Annotated in this window: 13 protein-coding genes; 3 read left to right on the top strand and 10 right to left on the bottom strand. The window is 73.2% G+C overall.

What is annotated here, in order from left to right; genetic code table 11:
• Positions 1-9: 9 nt before the first annotated feature.
• Entirely contained in the window at positions 10-951 is a 942-nt protein-coding gene (locus WMF11_RS32100) for a LysR family transcriptional regulator (RefSeq protein WP_437973455.1), read from the bottom strand.
• Between the two features lie 134 nt (positions 952-1,085).
• Between WMF11_RS32100 and WMF11_RS32095 the strand changes: the two genes are divergently transcribed.
• On the top strand, positions 1,086-1,493 hold the full coding sequence (locus tag WMF11_RS32095) for a RidA family protein (RefSeq protein ID WP_437973454.1): 408 nt from the start codon (positions 1,086-1,088) through the stop codon (positions 1,491-1,493).
• Here WMF11_RS32095 and WMF11_RS32090 read toward each other — a convergent pair.
• The 9 genes from WMF11_RS32090 to WMF11_RS32050 form a co-directional block, all read right to left on the bottom strand.
• On the bottom strand, positions 1,483-3,495 hold the full coding sequence (locus tag WMF11_RS32090; protein ID WP_437973453.1) for an ABC transporter ATP-binding protein: 2,013 nt from the start codon (positions 3,493-3,495) through the stop codon (positions 1,483-1,485). The genes WMF11_RS32095 and WMF11_RS32090 overlap by 11 nt on opposite strands.
• Entirely contained in the window at positions 3,492-5,225 is a 1,734-nt protein-coding gene (locus tag WMF11_RS32085) for an ABC transporter ATP-binding protein (protein ID WP_437973452.1), read from the bottom strand. The genes WMF11_RS32090 and WMF11_RS32085 overlap by 4 nt, the downstream gene beginning before the upstream one ends.
• Positions 5,219-5,833, bottom strand: coding sequence for a TetR/AcrR family transcriptional regulator (locus tag WMF11_RS32080; RefSeq protein WP_437973451.1), 615 nt, complete (start codon positions 5,831-5,833; stop codon positions 5,219-5,221). Before WMF11_RS32080 ends, WMF11_RS32085 begins: the two co-directional genes overlap by 7 nt.
• Before the next feature lie 74 nt (positions 5,834-5,907).
• Entirely contained in the window at positions 5,908-7,587 is a 1,680-nt protein-coding gene (locus tag WMF11_RS32075; RefSeq protein WP_437973450.1) for a hypothetical protein, read from the bottom strand.
• A 56-nt stretch (positions 7,588-7,643) separates the two neighbouring features.
• Entirely contained in the window at positions 7,644-8,303 is a 660-nt protein-coding gene (locus WMF11_RS32070; protein ID WP_437973449.1) for a hypothetical protein, read from the bottom strand.
• A 242-nt stretch (positions 8,304-8,545) separates the two neighbouring features.
• The gene (locus WMF11_RS32065; RefSeq protein ID WP_437973448.1) at positions 8,546-10,213 is read right to left on the bottom strand and encodes a hypothetical protein; all 1,668 of its coding nucleotides are present in this window, start codon (positions 10,211-10,213) and stop codon (positions 8,546-8,548) included.
• Positions 10,214-10,454: 241 nt separating this feature from the next.
• Entirely contained in the window at positions 10,455-12,074 is a 1,620-nt protein-coding gene (locus tag WMF11_RS32060) for a hypothetical protein (protein ID WP_437973447.1), read from the bottom strand.
• 38 nt (positions 12,075-12,112) lie between these two features.
• Positions 12,113-13,096, bottom strand: coding sequence for a tetratricopeptide repeat protein (locus WMF11_RS32055; protein WP_437903039.1), 984 nt, complete (start codon positions 13,094-13,096; stop codon positions 12,113-12,115).
• Between the two features lie 10 nt (positions 13,097-13,106).
• Positions 13,107-14,705 carry a protein kinase domain-containing protein gene (locus WMF11_RS32050; RefSeq protein WP_437973446.1) on the bottom strand — a complete coding sequence of 533 codons (1,599 nt, stop codon included), beginning with the start codon at positions 14,703-14,705 and terminating at the stop codon, positions 13,107-13,109.
• Between the two features lie 297 nt (positions 14,706-15,002).
• On the opposite strand from WMF11_RS32050, the gene WMF11_RS32045 reads away from it, so the two are divergent.
• Positions 15,003-15,662, top strand: a complete 660-nt coding sequence (locus WMF11_RS32045; protein WP_437973445.1) for an FmdE family protein — start codon at positions 15,003-15,005, stop codon at positions 15,660-15,662.
• 81 nt (positions 15,663-15,743) lie between these two features.
• Positions 15,744-17,363, top strand: a complete 1,620-nt coding sequence (locus tag WMF11_RS32040; RefSeq protein ID WP_437973444.1) for an ABC-F family ATP-binding cassette domain-containing protein — start codon at positions 15,744-15,746, stop codon at positions 17,361-17,363.
• Positions 17,364-17,446: the final 83 nt, after the last annotated feature.

Below are 17,446 nucleotides of genomic sequence, written 5' to 3'. Positions count from 1 at the left end.
CCGGGGAGCTCACGAGGCGGCGCGCGTCTCCTTCGGCTTCCGCCGGCCCTCTGGCATGAGCACGGCGAGCGCCGTGTCGATGAACGCGCGCAGCTTCGCCTGCGCCTGCGCGCGGGCGGGGAAGTAGAGGAAGAACCCGGGGCCCGTCGGCGCATAACGCTCGAGCGCCGTAGAGAGCGCCCCGCTCGCCAGATCCTCGGCGACGGCCAGATCGAACATGTACGCGAGCCCGAGCCCATCGCGCGCGAGGGACACCGCCAGATCGGCGTCGTTCACCGTGAGCGTGCCGGGGGCCTGCACGGTGATCTCGCGGTGATCGCGCACGAACTCCCAGCGATAGAGCGCGGCGCTCTGGAATCGGTACCGGATGCACGTGTGGGCGAGCAGATCCTCGGGCTCCTCCGGGCGGCCGTGCGCCGCGAAATACGCCGGCGCGCCGACGACGAGCCAGCGGAGATCAGGGGTCAGGCGCACGGCGGTCATGTCCTGGGCGAGGTCCTCGCCGAGCCGCACGCCGGCGTCGAAGCCGGTCCCGGCGAGATCGACCAGGGTGTCGTCTACCGAGATCTCGACGGCCACGTCGGGGTAAGCGCGGCGGAAGCGCGGGAGCACCGGCTCGATCACGAAGGGCACGGCCGTCCGGGCGACGGTGAGGCGGAGCAGCCCCGCGGGCTGGCCGCGGAGCTCGTCGAGCGCCTCGAGCGCGGCGCTGATCTCACCGGCCGCGGGCGCGAGGCGCTCGTGCAGCCGCTCGCCGGCCTCGGTGAGCCCCACGCGGCGCGTGGTGCGCGAGAGGAGCGGGAGGCCGACGCGGCGCTCGAGGGCGCGGATCGCCTGGCTCACGGCGCCCGTTGTCACGCCGAGCTCCGCGGCGGCGGCGCGGAAGCTCCGGTGCCTCGCCACGGTGAGGAAGACGGTCAGACCCTCGAAGCGGTCCGTCGCGCGGTTCATGGCGCGATTGTATAGCAGCGCTCATCGGCTCGTTTCGCGCCGTGCGTCTACCGGTCGCGGCGGGGAGGGCGCATCTAACCAGCGCGCGGCCGGGCATGCCGCCCTGCGCGCAGAGAGAGGACGGAGGAGGTAGCATGGCCATCACCCTGGTGAACCCCGGCGGGTTGCCGAAGATCGAGGCGTATCGACAGGTGTCGATCGCCACCGGGTCGAAGCTCGTGTTCGTCGCAGGTCAGGTCGCCTGGGATGCCGATGGAAGGACGATCGGCAGGGGCGACTTCGCCGCTCAGGTCGAGCAGTGTTACCTCAACGTGGCCACCGCCCTGGCCGGGGTTGGCGGCTCCTTCAACGACGTTGCGAAGCTGACCATCTACGCTGTCGACTGGACTCCCGACAAGATGCCCCTGCTGCTGGAGGGGATCGGTCGGGCAGCCGCGAAGCTGGGAGTCACGCCGGTCCCGCCAGGGACGCTGCTGGGCGTCAGCGCGCTCTCCGACCCCGAGCACCTGGTCGAGGTCGAGGCCACCGCGGTCATCGACTGAGGGCAGCAGAGTAGCCCTCGAGCTTCACGCCGCTCCCCCCGTTGCCGGCGAGCTGGGTCTGGTACAACGCGTGGTAGGCGTCGCCTGCGGCGAGCAGCTCCGCGTGTGTGCCGCGCTCGACGATGCGGCCCGCGTTCATCACGAGGAGCATGTCGGCGTCGCGGATCGTCGAGAGGCGATGCGCGATGACGAAGCTCGTGCGCTGGGCCCGCAAGGCCGCCATCGCGCGCTGGACGAGCACCTCGGTCCGGGTGTCGACCGAGGAGGTCGCCTCGTCGAGGATCAGGATCGCCGGGTTCGCGAGGAACGCGCGGGCGATCGTGATGAGCTGCTTCTCACCGGCGCTCAGGTTGCCCGAGTCCTCGTTGATCACCGTGTCGTAACCCGCGGGCAGCGCGCGCACGAAGCGGTCCACGTGCGCCGCGCGCGCGGCCTCCTGGATGTCGGCCTCGGTCGCGGCCGCATTGCCGAACGCGATGTTGTCGCGGATCGTGCCGGAGAACAGCCATGTATCCTGCAGCACGATACCGAGCTTCGCGCGCAGCTCGTGGCGCGGCAAGCGCGCGATGTCGACGCCGTCGATCAGGATCCGACCGCCGTCGAGCTCGTAAAACCGCATCAATAGGTTCACGAGCGTTGTCTTGCCGGCGCCGGTCGGGCCGACGATCGCGACCGTCTGGCCTGGCAGGATCGTGAGGTCGAGGTCCTCGATGAGGGGCTCGTCGGGCTTGTAGCGGAACGTGACGTGCTCGAACCGCACCTCGCCGCTCACCTTCGGCAGGGCCGCGGGCGGGGTGGCGTCGGGGGACTGGCCCTGTTCGTCGAGCAGCTCGAACACCCGCTCTGCGGAGGCAACGCCCGATTGCAGGACGCTCGTGACGGACGCGAGCTGGCCGAGCTGCTGAGAGAACTGGCGCGAGTACTGGATGAACGCTTGCACGCTGCCGAGCAGCATCGCGCCCGACGCGACGCGAAGGCCGCCGATGACGGCGATCGCGACGTAGGTCAGGTTCCCGACGAAATTGACCGCCGGCATGATGATGCTGGACATGAACTGCGCGCGGAAGCTGGTCTCGAACAGCTCCTGGTTCGTGGACTGGAAGCGCGCCTCGACGTCGCGGCGCCGCCCGAGCACGTTGACGAGCGCGTGCCCGGTGAACGCCTCCTCGATCTGGCCGTTGAGCACGCCGACCTGCGCCCACTGCGCGGCGAACTTCGCCTGCGCGCGCTTCGCGACCGCCGCGGTCGTGAGCACCGAGAGCGGCACGGTGAAGAGCGTGATCACCGCGAGCACCGGCGAGATCACGACGAGCATGACGACGATGCCGAGGAGCGTCAGCGCGCCGTTCATGATCTGCGTCATCGTCTGCTGCAGGCCCTGCGCGACGTTGTCGACGTCGTTCGTGACGCGGCTCAAGAGCTCGCCGTGCGGGCGGCCGTCGAAGTAGGCGAGCGGCAAGCGGGCGAGCTTGTCCTGCGCCTCGGCGCGGAGCTGCCGCACGGTGTTCTGCACGACGTCGTTGAGCAGGTAGCCCTGCAGCCAGGCGAACAGCGACGCGCCGGCGTAGAGCGCCATCACGAGCAGGAGCAGCTCGGCGAGCTCGCGGAGCTGGATGCCGCGGCCGGGGACGACGTCCATGTGGCCCACGAGATCGGCGAGCCGCGCCTGGCCGGAGCGCTGGAGCTCCGCGACGGCCTCGGCCTTCGTGGCGGCCGCCGGGAGGCGAGCGCCCATCACGCCGGAGAAGATGATGTCCGTCGCGCGGCCGAGCAGCTTCGGACCGGCCAGGCCGAGCCCCACGCTGAGCAGCGAGCAAGCGAGCACGACCGCCAGGCGCGCGCGCTCGGGGGCGAGGCGGCGGAGGAGGCGCCGCGCGGAGGGGGCGAACTGCTTCGCCTTCTGCGGCGGCGCGGCGCCCATGCCGAAGGGGCCGCGCGGCAGGATCGGGGAGCGCGCCCCCGCGGAGGCGGCGGGCGGGGGACCAGCGTGACGCGGGCTCATGCGGCCACCGCCGCGTCGCGCTGCGAGGCCACGATCTCGGCGTACGTCGGGCACGACGCGAGCAGCTCGCCGTGCTTGCCCTGGCCGACGATCTCGCCGTCGTCGAGCACGAGGATCTGGTCCGCGTCGACGATGCTCGACACGCGCTGCGCGACGACGATCACCGTCGCGGCGCGCGTGCGCTCGGCGAGCGCGGCCCGCAGACGGGCCTCGGTCGCGACGTCGAGCGCGGAGAAGGCGTCGTCGAACAGGAACACGCGCGGCCGGCGCAGCAGGGCGCGGGCGATCGACAGCCGCTGGCGCTGGCCGCCGGAGACGTTCGTGCCGCCCTGCCCGATCGACGTGTCCAGCTTCCGCGGCATCGCCTCGACGAAGTCGCGCGCTTGCGCGGCGGCGAGCGCCGCCCAGAGCTGCTCGTCGGTCGCCGCGGGGTCGCCGTAGCGCAGGTTCGAGGCCACCGTGCCGGAGAACAGGAACGCTCGCTGCGGCACGAGGCCGATGCACGACCACACCGCGTCGAGGGCGAGCATGCGCGCGTCGACGCCGTCGAGCCGGACCTCGCCCCTCGTCGGATCGATGAGCCGCGCGATCAGGTCGAGCAGCGTGGTCTTGCCCGAGCCGGTGCTGCCGATGATCGCGGTGACCTGCCCGGGGCGCGCCACGAACGAGATGCCGCGCAGGACGGGCAGCTCGGCGCCCGGGTAGCGGTACTCGACGTCTCGCAGCTCGACGATGCCGGTCGGCTCGACGAGCGTCACGGGCTGGTCGGGAGCGCGCACGGACGGCTCGGTGTCCAGCACCTCGACGATGCGCTCCGAGCACGCGGCCGCGCGCGGCAGCATGACGGCCACGAACGTCACCATCATCACGGCCATCAGGATCTGCACCAGGTAGGCGAGGAACGCCGTCATCGAGCCGATCGCGAGCGTGCCGTCCGCGATCTGGTGCGCGCCGAACCACAGGACGGCGACGCTCGAAGCGTTGAAGACGAACATCACGGTCGGGAACATCAGCGCTTGCAGGCGCCCGATGCGCAGCGCGGTCTCGGTGAGGTCGCCGTTCGCGTGCTCGAAGCGCGCCGCCTCGGCGCGCTCGCGCACGAAGGCGCGGATCACGCGCACGCCGGTGATCTGCTCGCGCAGCACGCGGTTCACGGTGTCGATGAGGGGCTGCATCCGACGGAACTGCGGCACCATCCGCGACATGATCGCGACGACGGCGCCCGCGAGCAGCGGCACCGCGATCGCGAGAAGCCAGGCGAGCGACCCGTCCTCGCGCAGCGCCATCACGATGCCGCCGACGCACATGATCGGCGAGATGACGAGCATCGTACAGCCCATCATCACCACCGTCTGCACCTGCTGGACGTCGTTGGTCGTGCGCGTGATGAGCGACGGCGCTCCGAACCGCGACAGCTCGCGCGCGGAGAACTCGCCGACGCGGTGGAACACCGCCGCGCGCAGGTCGCGACCGAAGCTCATCGCGACGCGCGCGCCGGCGTAGTTCGCGGCGACCGAACACACGATCTGGACGCCGGTGATCGCGAGCATGATCGCGCCGAGCTCCAGGATCCGCGGCGTGTCACCGAGCGCGATGCCCTGATCGATGATGTCGGCGTTCAGGCTCGGCAGGTACAGCGAAGCGAGCGTCGCCACGAGCTGGAGCGCGACGACGAGCGCGAGCAAGCGCGCCTGTGGGCGCAGGAAACGGCGCAACAGCTGCCTCAGCAAGGCTCCTCCTCCTCGGAGCGGCGGCGGATCCCGTCGAGCAGGACCTCCACGACCTCCGCGGCGGTCAGGGGCATGCCGTCGGTGATCCGCGGGTGGGTGCCCGCGAACGTCATCATGCGGACGAGGCGCGCCGCATACGCCGGATCGCAGCGCAGCTCGTCGCGCGACGCCTCGAACAGGCGCTCGAGCTGCGCGTGAACCTGCTCATCCTGGCGCGGCGCCTGGGCGCACTCGGACCCGGGGCGCACGGGGGGCGGCATCGACATGCCGAGCATCGAGATGAGCTGCCAGATGCCCTCGACGCGGCGCTGCAGGACCTCGACCGCCTGGATCAGGCGCTCGCGCAGCGGCGCCGCCAGATCGATGCGCTCCAGCTCTCGCAGCGTCGGCGCCGGATCGAACTGGGTCGCGATCGCGGCCTGGATCAGCGACTCCTTGTCGGGGAACACGCGGAACAGCGTCCCTTCCGCGGTGCCGGCGGCCATCGCGATCTGCGCCGTCGTCACGTCGCGACCGTACAGGCGCAGCAGCGGGATCGTCGCCGCGATGATGCTCGCGCGACGCTCCTCCGGACGCAGGGGAGGAGCTCGCCGGCTTGGGGGTGCCATGCGTCCCGTGTACCGGAGTGAGCGCTCACTCGTCAAGAGTGAGCGCTCACTCATTCGGTCTGAAGGCCCCCGGATCAGCGCGCGCCGGAGAGCCTCGCGATGAACCCGCGGGACTCGTTATCACTCTCGCTCCCGAGCGGCGCGGCGAGGCCGTCGAGGCGGAGCGCGCCCGTCACGGCGCCGGCGACGTAGACGGGCCCGCCCAGCGCCCCGTCCACCGCGACGACGCGGAGGGCGACGGTGCCGGCGCCTTCGACCTTGGTTGCGGAGATCAGGTTGCCCTGCGCGTCGAGCCGCATCAGAAACCCCGCCCGCTTCTGGGACGTCGTGAGGCTCCCGGCGCTCCCCAGCGGGATCGTGCCCGTGAACTCCCCGGTGACGTAGATCGCGCCAGCGCCGTCCACCGCCACGCCGGCCGCGACCTGGCTCTCCTTGTCGTCGCCGAACCCGCGGCTCCACACGACGCCCTTCCTCGAGACGCGCGCGACGAAGAAGCTCTCCGTGTCCCCCGCGTCGGGCAGCGCGGGGCAGCCGCCGCCGAAGTCGACGACCCCGCGGTACGAGCCGGCGATCACGACGTCACCGCCCGGGAGCAGCGCGGCGCCGTGCTGCGCCACCTGCTGATCTCCCTCGAGGTTCAGCGTGGTCAAGTCCACCAGAGCGCCGTCGATCGCCGTGTAGCGCGCGACGAAGACGTCGCGCTGCTCCGAGGCGAAGGGGGTCTGCCCACCGAACGTGACCGCTCCGCCGATCGACTCGTAGTCGCCCACGACGGTCACGAGGTTGCCGCCCGCCTTCGGGTTGACGGGGAGCGCCTTGACGGTCACGGCCGCCCGCGGCCCGAGGCGGTGTTGCCACTTGCACGCGCCGTCCGCCGGGTAGAGCGCGGCGAGCAGCGCCGACTCCGCCGGGACGCTCTTCAGCTCGCACGGGCCGAAGCTCCGGCCGGCGTCCGTCACGTCGACGGCGAAGACGACCGCCTCGGAGCTCGCCGCCATGGCGCGCGCCGTGGTGTTGTGCTGCGCGTCGACGCTCCACGCCCACCCGCAACGGCCGTTCGCGTCGAGCGCCGCGACGAAGCTCGTCGTGTAGCTGGTGGCGACCAGCGCAGGGCCGACGCGGCACGCGTCGAGCAGCCCGCCGGGGAGGTTGGTTGCCCCCGCGGCCTCCCCGGCCACGTAGGTGGCGCCGTCGCCCGCAGCCAGGTGCAAGCCCCAGACATCGTTCGCCGACAGCCCGTACCGGGAGTCGTTTGCCCCGCCGGAGGTCCACTTCGCGACCGAGAAGCGGAACGCCCCGCTGTCGAGGACCTCCGTGATGACCGCCGTCAGCGCGCCGTCCGACGCCGCGAGGTCGCCGACGTCGAAGCCGTGCGTCGCTCCCCAGCTGGCCGACGGCTCGACGACGGTCCCCTCGGCGTCGCTGCACAGCGGACCCCCACCGCCGCTGCCCCCGCCGCCGCCCCCGCCGTCGCCGCCCCCGCCATCGCCGCCGCTGCCTCCACCGCCGCCGTCGCCGCCGCTGCCTCCGCCGCCGTCGCCGCCGCCTGCACCACCGGTGCCCGCACCACCGGCGCCCGAGCCTCCGGTGCCAGGGCCTCCCGAGGAGGAGGCCGAGGTCGCGTCCGCGCCGGACTGAGACGAATCCAGCTCACCGACCTCCAGCCCGATGAGCGCGTTGCAGCCCCCCGCCGCCGCGGCGAGCAGGAAGGCGCACGACACGACGGATCGGATGGCACGAGGGTCGGGTCTCATCGGGTCGGCTCTCCGTTGCGTGGCATCCTCGAAGCCGCCACCGGGGCAGCGCGGGCTCAATGGCATTCCCTGACGTAACTGGGAAAGGTGATTGTCGACTTGCAGGTGAGGTCGCAGGACCCGAACGGGCCCCGGCTTCCACACGGGACGTCGCTCAGAAACACGCCGCTCGCCGCGGTACAGACGAGCAGGCCAGTGCATTTGACCGATCCGAACTCCGTCTCCTCCTCGCCGCTGCAGTCGTAATCGAAGCTGCGCCCCGGAGGGATCGGCGTGTCATAGAAGGTGCTGGGCTGGTTGGGGTGGACCGAGGGGTTGTCGTCGTTGCAATCGTCGCCGCCCTCGCACGCGATCGACAGATAGCCGTCCTTGTCGGCGTCGCAGTCGACGGTGCCACCGCTGGAGCTGGAGGTCGCCGGCCCGGCGCTCGCGCTGGAGATCGTCGAACCGCCACCGGCGCCGGAGGTCGCCGCGCTGGAGGTCGCCGAGCCGCCCGAGCCCGCGGAGCCGCCGCCGGCGCTCGCGCTGGAGGTCGCCGAGCCGCCGCCGGAGCCCGCGGAGCCGCCGCCGGCGCCCGGTGCACTCCCGCCGGAGCCCGTCGCGCCGTCGCCGTTCCCGCCGGCGCTGGAGGCCTCCGCGCCGCCGCCGGGGCCCGCCGCGCCCGAGGACGCGGCGGCGGAGCTCGCCGAGTCCGTCGTGCCGCTCGCGCCGCCCACGCCTGTGCTGGAGCGTTCTGTGAAGGTGGCGTCGGGGAATCCACAGCTGAGTCCGGCAGGGAGGGCGAGGCAGAAACAGAAGAGGCGGTGAAGCGAGCGCATCCTCTCATGGAAGCTGCCAGTCCCCCCTTCGTCAACCCGGGCTGGAATGCGCGCCGCTGCGGTCCGGTCGCAGGCTGCGTGTCGTCGTGCGGAAATGTCATGGACTGCTCGTGTGGTGCGCTGGCGTCCGCGCGCGGCGCTCACGGTAACCCCTTCACCCGGGCGATGAACCCCTCGCCCGGCTCCGCGCTGGGATGGTCGCTGGGGACGAGAGAGAACGTCTCCGTCAGCTCACCGCCGATGGTGAAGGGATCGCCGATCGTCGCGCCTGGCGCGACCGCCCACACGCCCACGGTGCCTGTGCCCGCGAACGCGGTCGCCGAGAGGACGTTGCCGCTGGGATTGAGCACGATCAGAAAGCTCTGCAATTCGTCCGTCCTGGCCGTGAGGGTCTCGCCGTTGCCCAGGGCGATCTCGCCCTCGAGCGTCCCTGCCATGTAGATCGCGCCTGCTCCGTCCACCGCCAGGCTGACGACCATCTGATCTCGCTTCTCGTCGCCGAAGCCGCGGCTCCAGACCACTCCCTCCTTCGAGACGCGCGCGACGAACGAGTTCTCCGTGTCTCCCGTGGGAGGCAGGAGCGGACAGTCGTCCTCGAAGCTGAAGGACGGCCCTGTGTAGGTCCCGGCGACCACGATGTCGCCGCCCGGGAGCAGCGCGGACCCGTGCCGCGCCGCCGCCTGGCTCCCAGCGGCGGTGAGCGGGATGAGGCCCGTCAGGGCGCCGTCGTCGAGCCGGAAGCGCGCCACGAACAGATCGCGATCCGGCGCGCGGGGGAGCGTTCTCCCCTGGATGTCGAGCGGCCCGTCCGGCGCGTCGTAGTCGCCGACGACGAGCACCTCGCCGGCCTGCGGCGCGGCGATGACCTCCGCGACGTGCACGGCGGCGGAGGATCCGAGCGCGCGGCTCCACCGGCACTTGCCGCCCGCGTTGAAGGTCACGAGGTCCGTGACCCCGCGCTGGTCGGCGGCCCCGAGGACGCACTCGTCGGTGGTCGCGCTCTTCGCCCGTGATCGCGAGACGGCGAAGGCGACCCGGTCGGTCGTCGCCGCGAGCCCGAGCGGGTAGGCGTTGGACTCGGCGTCCACGCTCCAGGCCCACCTGCACTTGCCCAGCTGGTCGAGCGCCAGCAGGAAGCTCGGCTTGAGGCCGGTGTCCGCGCCCGCGCTGGCGGTGCACCTGCCGCTGCCGCCCGACGCGAGCAAGGTGAGGGGAGCTTCCGACCAGCCGGCCACATAAGCGAGGTCCGAGACGACGGCCAGGTGCTCGGCCGAGATGCTGCCGAGCATGTCGCCGGTCGTCATCCCGTACGCGCTCTCGCGGACCCCGGACGGGCTCCACCTCGCGACCGAGAACCCCGTCCTGGGCTTGGTGGGCTCGCTGGCGAGCACCCGGCTCTCCTTGACCAGGGCCGTCACCTCGCCGTCTCGCGCCGCGAGGCCGACGACCGCCAGGCCGGACAGCGTGCCCCACTCTCCCGACGGCGGCCGGACGGCTCCCTCGCGGGCGGAGCTGCAGAGCGCCTCGTTCCCGCCGCCGGCGCCGCCCTCGCCAGCGCCGCCCTCGCCTCCTGCGCCGCCGGCCGACACGCTCGATGCGGTGGCGCCCCCGCCGCCGGCCGACACGCTCGAAGCGGCGGCGCCCCCGCCGCCGGCCGACACGCTCGAAGCAGTCGCGCCCGCGCCGCCCGCCGAGGCGTCGAGCTCGCCGACCTCGAGCCCGATGATCGCGTTGCAGCCCCCCGCGGCCGCGGTGACGAGCAGCCCGGCGCAGAACATGGGTCGAGTGCTCCTGAGATCGCGCTTCATCTCCCGTCTCCTGGTGGCGCGGCGCCGCCGCGGCCGCCAGCGAGAGCTCTCGCCTCGCTCGCCACCATCGACTTCATGGCGAGCGTCGCTCCAGGAGTCGAGAGGGTTCCGGCGCGTCCCTCACCGAAAGGCGCGCTCTCCGCCGTCGGCCGGAGCGCGGGCCGCGGCGATCCGGTCGCAGCGGCCGATGCGCGGGGCGGGGCGTCGAGCGCTCACGGCCCGGCGCGCCGGACCGCGGGGATCACCGCACGCCCGGGAGCTCGGCGACGAACCCGCGCCCCATTGCGTCGGTGAGCGGCGGGTCGCGCCCGATATCGAGGGTGCTGCCCAGCTCCCCGCCGAGATAGAGGGCGTCGCCAGGCGCCGGGCCGGGCGCGGCGGCCCACACGTAAGCGTCGCCCGTCCCCTTCAGCTCGGAGGCGGAGACGACGTTGCCGCGGGCGTCGAGCACGATCAGAAACCCGACCATCGGATCGGCGTCCGTCGCGGGAGCGACGAGCTTCCCGCCGTTCCCGAGGTCGATCTCGCCCTGGTAGTTCCCCGTCACGTAGATCAGCCCATCGGGCGCCGCCGCCACGCTGGCGACCCACTGCCGGTGCCCCGCGTCGCCGAACCCGCGGCCCCAGACCACGGACGGGCCGGCGACGCGCATGACGAAGAAGTTCTCCATGTCCGGCGCGTCCTCTTCGGGCGCCGGCGGGCAGCCCTCGCCGAAATCGAGCGAGCCGGCGTAGGAGCCGACGATCACGACGTCGCCGCCCGGGAGCAGCGCGGCCCCGCGCTGGTCCACGTCCTGATGCCCGGGGAGGGGGAACGCGTCGATGCCCTTGAGCGACCCCTCGGTCAGCGCGAAGCGCGCCACGAACACATCGCGATCCTGCGAGGGAGGGAGCAGCGCTCCCCCGACGACGTAGCCCTCCTCGCCCTCGTAGCGGCCGACCGCCAGCACCTCGCCGCGCGCCTCGTCGACGAGGAGCTCTCCGACCGTCACGGCCGGCGACGGGCCGATGGGCATCCCCCACAGGCAACCGCCTGCCGCCGGATCGAGCGCGGCCAGCCCCACGGACGTCTCCGCGCCGCCCATCGCGAGGGTGCACGTGCCGTCGTTCACGCTCGGCCCCTTCACCGAGGCGGCGATCACCACCGCGCCGGGCGCCGCCGCGAGGCCGAGCGGGGTGGAGGTGGCGCCGCCGTCCGGCGACCACGCCCACCGGCACTGGCCCTTCTCGTCGAGCGCAGCGAGGAAGCTCGGGTGAGAGCGCGCGAGCCCGCTGAGGACGCACCCGGAGGTGGACGCGCCGGGCAGCTGGGGGCCGCTCTCCGACCACCCGGCCACATAGGCGAGCCCCTGGCCGATGGAGAGGTGCGTGGCCTTGATGTCGCCTTCCAGCAGATCGGTCGCCGTCAGCCCATACCCGGCATCGCGGGTGCCGCCGCGCGTCCACCGCGCGACGGAGATCGAGCCCTTCTCGTTGACGATGGCCGCCACCCCGTCGCCGTGCGCCGCGACATCGGTGACGTCGAGCCCGAGGGTCGTGCCCCAGCGCGCCTGCGGCCCGCGGATGGCGTCCTCGCGATCCTCGCCGCAGAACGGCGCCTCGCCGCCGCCCCCGCCGCCGCCGCCCGTGCCGGCGCCGCCGCCGTCGCCTCCGCCGCTGCCGCCCGTGCCGGCGCCGCCGCTGCCACCGCCGCCCTCGGCCCCTCCGCCCGTGCCCGTGCCGGCGCCGCCCGCGCCGCCCGTCGATGCGTCCAGCTGGCCGACCTCGAGGCCGATGAGCGCGTTGCAACCTCCCACGCCCGCGGCGATGAGCAGGACGGCGGAGAACACGGCTCGAACGCTCTTCTGATCGCGCTTCACCACCCGGGCCCCTCCCTCGCGGCGACGCCGCGCAGCTCCCGTCAAAAGACGATGGTCGCCACGGCGCCTCCCGGCACAACGCCGAGGGTGGCCCGGGGCGCCGGCGACCCTTGCCCCGAGGAGGGCGCCGTGAAGACGAGCACCGCGCCCGTGCCCAGCGCCGCCGCCCCGACGAGGAACGCGACCGTCGAGATCGTCCCCGCGGTCACGCCCTGCTTCTGCAGCTTGATCCCCTGATCCAGGCAGACGTTGTCCTCGTCGCAGTACGCCTCGGCGTCGCCCTTCTTCCCGATCGCGCGCGCGCCGAACACGGCGCCGACGCCGATCCCGACCGCGCCGACGCCGGCGCTGATCCAGCCGGCCGTCCGCCGGGGCGAGCCCCCCGCCTCCTGCGGGGCGGTCTTCGGGGGGAGCGCAGGCCCCGCGCCCGCGGCGGCCGCGGCCTCCTCCGGCGCCACCAGCAGCTCGACCTGCGCGCCCTCCGCGAGCTGCACCGTGAAGATCTTCTGCTTCCGGCCCGGCGCCGCCGCCGTCACCTGGACCTCGCCCGGGTCCACCGGCAACGGCGAGCCCAGCGAGCCCGCGCCGACCGGGACCCCCGCGCGCTGCACCGCCGTGTCCGCGGGCGCCCCCGGCGCGAGCCGGATCGTGAGCCTCGGCACGCGGGCCTCGAGCGCCGCCGCGCGCGACTGGGCGATGGGGCGGCGGTCGTCGTTCGCGGGCAGATCGCGCGCGAGCTGCCGGAAGATCGACCACGCGGTCGCGACCCTGCCGCGCTTCTCCTCGCAGTCGCCGAGGTTGAGCAGCGCCCCGGGCGCCGGATCGAGCTCGTAGCTCTCCCGGAATTTCGGGCACGCGGCGTCGTAGTCCTTCGCCTGCAGCGCCGCCCTGCCGGCGTCGAACAGCGCCTCCGCGGCCGCAGGATCGCGCCCCTGCGCGGAGGCGTCGGGGCAGGCGAGGAGCACGGCTCCTCCCAGGGCGAGCACCTCCGCCGGGAATCGTCTACGCGAGCTCGATCTACGCATCCGTGCGGCCTCAACGTCTCCGGTTGTACGGGTCCTCCGCCGGCGTCGGCGCGGGGGCCGGCGTCGTGGCGGCGGGCGCCTTCGTCGCGGTCGCGGGGGATCGCGCCCTGCCCCCGGCGGCGGGCCTCGGCGCGGACGCGCTCGCGCTCGCGCTCGCCGGCGCCGCGTGCGCGGACGCGCTCGCGGCCTCGGGCGCCGGCGTGCTCGCGGGCGCGGACGGCGCGATCGCGGGGACCGCATCGCCGGGCGGCGCCGGCTGCACGCCGGCCCCGGGAGAGCCTGCGCTGTCGGGCGGCGCCGTCGCCGCCTCGGCGCCCGCGGTGGGGCGCGGCTCGGCCTCCACCGTGGAGCCGTGCGACGGATCCTCCGCGCCCCGTTCGCCCGCGCGCTGCCACAACACGAGCGCGACCAGGGCACCCACGGCCATCATGCCGGCGCCGGCGAGGAGCGCGCCCGTGGTCGCCGCGCGCGGCGCGGAGCGCTCCGCGCTGGCCGAGCGCTCCACGACCGGCGAGACCGTGCCGGTGCTGGCCGCGCCGCCGCCGGCCGCGACGCCGCTCGCCGTGCCCGCCGCGGCGAACTCCGTGCCGCGCGGCCCGCTCCCGGGACCTCGCGCCTGCGCCGACGGGCGTCCGGGAGGATCCGAGTGCGGGTGCCCGCGCCCGTGCTCCGAGTGCAGCGGCGCGCGCCCGGGATCCGGGGGCGCGCCCGGGGCCAGCTCGAGCGCCGCGCCGCCCCGCGCCTGGCGGAGCGCGCGCTGCATCGCGCGGGCGTTCGGCCAGCGGCGGTCGGGGTCGAACGCGAGCGCCACGTCCATCACGCCGGCGATCGGCGGGGGCAGGGCCGGCAGGACGCTGCCCACCGGCGGCGCCGGCTGCGTCATCGCCGCGAGGAGCAGCAGCGGGAGCGTCTCGGCCTCGTGCACGTAACGCCCCGAGAGGAGCTGGTACATCGTGCTCCCGACGGCCCACAGATCGCTGCGCGGGTCGACCCTGTCCCACTGCCCCCGCGCCTGCTCCGGCGGCATGAACTGCGGCGTCCCCATCAGCGTGCCGGCGCGCGTGGAGGCGTTCGCCGGGGAGGAGAGCTCGCGCAGCCGCGCGATGCCGAAGTCGAGCACCTTCAGCTGCCCGTGGCGCGTGAGGAACAGGTTGTCCGGCTTGAGGTCGCGGTGCACGATCCCGCGCTCGTGCGCGACGGCGAGCACGTCGAGCAGGTCGTCGGCGATGGCGAGCACCTCGTTCGCGCCGAGCACGCCGCCCGGCTCGCGCGCGCGGCGCGCCTCGACGGTCTCGCCCTCGAGCAGCTCCATCACCAGGAACACGGAGCCGTCGTCGGTGACGTCGTCGTCGAGCACCCGGACGATGCCCGGGTGCTCGACGCGGTTGGCGACGTAGCCCTCGCGCAGGAAGCGCGAGCGCGCCTCCTCGTCCTCGGACAGCTCGCGGCGGAGGATCTTCACCGCGCCGCGCATCCCGTTGCGGTGCGTGGCCGCGTAGACCATGGCCATCCCGCCGAAGCCCAGCAGGCGCTCCAGCCGCCACTTGCCGCGCAGGACCTGGCCTACGAGCGCTTCGGGCCGGAAGCCTTCAGGGTGGACGCGGGTCATCGGCGAGCATCACCCCCGGCGCGGGCCACGTGGGTCGTCGCCTCGCCGGCGAGGCCAGCGGAGCCAGCGAGGCCGGCGCGGCTTTGGCGACGGGGACGGCTGGCGGGCGCGCGAGGCATGACGGGCGCATGTTACCCCGGTCTGACGCCGCGGTGCGTGAAACCGTCCAGGGTACGCCCGCGCGCTCGCCGGATCGGGCGGATCCCGGGCGTCGCGGGCAGCGGCGCGCGGCCCGACGCCCTTGACGTCGCGCGCGAACGGGGACACTCCGCCGCCCTCCCAGGGGATCGAGCGAGCATGCGCAAGACGATGAGCCGAGCGGCGTTGATCCTCCTCGCCGCCATTTCCTCGATCCGGTGCGGCGGCGCGGGCGCCCATCCGCCCGAGGGCCCGGCGCAGGAGACCGCCGGCCGGCCGCATGCGCCTGTCCATCAGGGCCGCGGGCACCGGCACGCGGCCCACCACCACGGCCACCCGCCCGCGCAGGGCCGGCCTGCCGCGGAGGCCCCGGACGACGAGCTCCGCGCCGTCGCCGCGATCCACGGCGGGGCCGGGCCGTGGGCCGTCGCCGGCTACCGCATGGGGCGCTTTGCGCTCGCGAGGCTCGGGCTGCCCGCGAGGAGCTTCGACCTCGAGGTGATCCACCACAGCCCGCGGAACGTGCAGTTCTCCTGCATCGCCGACGGCGCCGCTGCCGCGACGGGGGCCAGCCTCGGGAAGCTGAATCTCAGCCTGATCGAGGCGAGCGAGGACGGCGTGGAGACAACGTACAGGCGCAGGTCGACCGGGCAGGCCGTGACCCTCCGCCCGTCTGCGGCGTTCCGCGCGCGCTTCCGCGACGTGCCGAGAGAGAAGCTGGAATCGGCCGGCAGGGAGGTCCTCTCCTTGCCAGACGCCGAGGTATTCGAGGAAGCGCCGGCGCGCGTCGCCAGCCCGCCGCCTGCCGCGCCGAGGTGACGCGCCTGCCCCGGGGCGCGCGCTGCCTCCGGAATTCACCGGAACCGCAGGCGCACACGTGCTACGCCCGGCCCCGCTGAGATGATCACGCTCGAAAAGCTCACCAAGCGGTACGGTCCCAAAATTCTCTTCGAGAACGTCACGATGCGCTTCGACCCCGGCAAGCGCTACGTGCTCGTCGGCGCGAACGGAGCGGGGAAATCGACGCTCCTCAAGGTCATCTCCGGCGAGGAGGAGTCGGATCAGGGCTCGGTCGAGATCCCGAGGCAGCTCCGCGTCGGCGTGCTCAAGCAGGACCATTTCGCCTACGAGTCCTCCCGCATCCTCGACACGGTCCTGATGGGGAACCGGGCGCTCTGGGACGCGATGCAGGAGCGCGATCGGCTGTACGAGGTCGAGATGACCGACGAGGTCGGCATGCGGCTGGCCGAGCTCGAGGGGACGATCGGCGAGGAGGACGGCTACACCGCCGAGTCGCGCGCCGCCGAGATGCTCGAGGGGCTCGGGATCGCGACCGCCCGGCACACGAGCACGGTGAGCACGCTCGCGGGCGGGTACAAACTCCGCGTCCTCATCGCCCAGACGCTCTTCGGGGGCGCGGACGTCCTGCTCCTCGACGAGCCGACGAACCACCTCGACCTCGACTCGATCCGCTGGCTCGAGTCGTACCTGACCGACACCTTCCGCGGCACGCTCCTCGTCGTCAGCCACGACCGGCACTTCATGAACGCGATCGCGACGCACGTCGCCGACGTCGACTACCAGACGGTCACGCTCTACACGGGCGACTACGACGACTTCATCGAGCAGAAGACGACCGGCAAGCGCCAGTCGGAGGCCGACGCCGCGCAGAAGAAGAAGAAGATCGCCGAGCTCAAGGACTTCGTGGCCCGCTTCGGCGCGAGCGCGAGCCGGTCGAGCCAGGCGCAGTCGCGCGTGAAGGAGATCGAGAAGCTCGAGGCGGGCATCCAGGTGCGGCGCTCGAGCGTCGTGCGCCCGTACATCAAGTTCGAGATCGAGAAGCCCTCCGGCCGCGACGTGCTGCGCGTCGAGGGCCTCTCCAAGGGCTTCGGCGATAAGCGCGTGATCCAGAAGCTCGATTTCAACCTGAACCGCGGCGACAAGCTCGCGGTCATCGGGCCGAGCGGCATCGGCAAGTCGACGCTGCTCAAGCTCCTCGTCGGCGAGTACACGCCCGACGCCGGGGCCGTCACGTGGGGCCACGACACGAACGTCGGCTATTTCGCGCAGGATCACCACGAGGCGATCGAGGCGGGGTTCACGGCCTACGACTGGCTGTACCGCTTCGACCCGTCCGCCCCGAAGGAGCACGTGCGCTCGGTGCTCGGGAAGCTGCTCTTCAGCGGCGAGGCCGGGCTCAAGAAGACGGAGAACCTCTCCGGCGGCGAGGCGGCGCGCCTGTTCCTCGCGAAGCTCATCCTGGTGAAGAACAACATCGTCGTGCTCGACGAGCCGACGAACCACCTCGACGTCGAGAGCATCGACGCGCTCCTCCAGGCGCTCGTCGATTACAAGGGGACGGTCGTCGTGACGAGCCACGACCGGCACTTCGTGGGCAAGCTCGGCACCCGCGTGCTCGATCTGTCGTCGAAGGATCCGCGCATCTTCAACGGCACGTACGACGAGTACCTCGAGGGGCCGGGGAACCCGGAAGCGCTGAAGAACGCCAGGGCCTCGTAGCGCGCCCGCCGGAGCCCTGGGGCGCGCTCCAGGGCGCACGCGGATCCATTCGTCCGCTCGGGGCACGGCCACGGTGGCCATCA

It is taken from the genome of Sorangium sp. So ce295, from assembly GCF_051527405.1.
Lineage (GTDB): Bacteria > Myxococcota_A > Polyangia > Polyangiales > Polyangiaceae > Sorangium > Sorangium cellulosum_B.
Note: the sequence above shows the minus strand (reverse complement) of the source record. Positions and strands in the feature narration are given on the sequence as shown.

Bases quoted from the DNA above. Each gene is read 5' to 3' on its own strand.
- WMF11_RS32100 (WP_437973455.1), bottom strand. From the start codon at position 951: ATGAACCGCGCGACGGACCGCTTCGAGGGTCTGACCGTCTTCCTCACC.
- WMF11_RS32095 (WP_437973454.1), top strand. From the start codon at position 1,086: ATGGCCATCACCCTGGTGAACCCCGGCGGGTTGCCGAAGATCGAGGCG.
- WMF11_RS32090 (WP_437973453.1), bottom strand. From the start codon at position 3,495: ATGAGCCCGCGTCACGCTGGTCCCCCGCCCGCCGCCTCCGCGGGGGCG.
- WMF11_RS32080 (WP_437973451.1), bottom strand. From the start codon at position 5,833: ATGGCACCCCCAAGCCGGCGAGCTCCTCCCCTGCGTCCGGAGGAGCGT.
- WMF11_RS32075 (WP_437973450.1), bottom strand. From the start codon at position 7,587: ATGAGACCCGACCCTCGTGCCATCCGATCCGTCGTGTCGTGCGCCTTC.
- WMF11_RS32065 (WP_437973448.1), bottom strand. From the start codon at position 10,213: ATGAAGCGCGATCTCAGGAGCACTCGACCCATGTTCTGCGCCGGGCTG.
- WMF11_RS32055 (WP_437903039.1), bottom strand. From the start codon at position 13,096: ATGCGTAGATCGAGCTCGCGTAGACGATTCCCGGCGGAGGTGCTCGCC.
- WMF11_RS32050 (WP_437973446.1), bottom strand. From the start codon at position 14,705: ATGACCCGCGTCCACCCTGAAGGCTTCCGGCCCGAAGCGCTCGTAGGC.
- WMF11_RS32045 (WP_437973445.1), top strand. From the start codon at position 15,003: ATGCGCAAGACGATGAGCCGAGCGGCGTTGATCCTCCTCGCCGCCATT.
- WMF11_RS32040 (WP_437973444.1), top strand. From the start codon at position 15,744: ATGATCACGCTCGAAAAGCTCACCAAGCGGTACGGTCCCAAAATTCTC.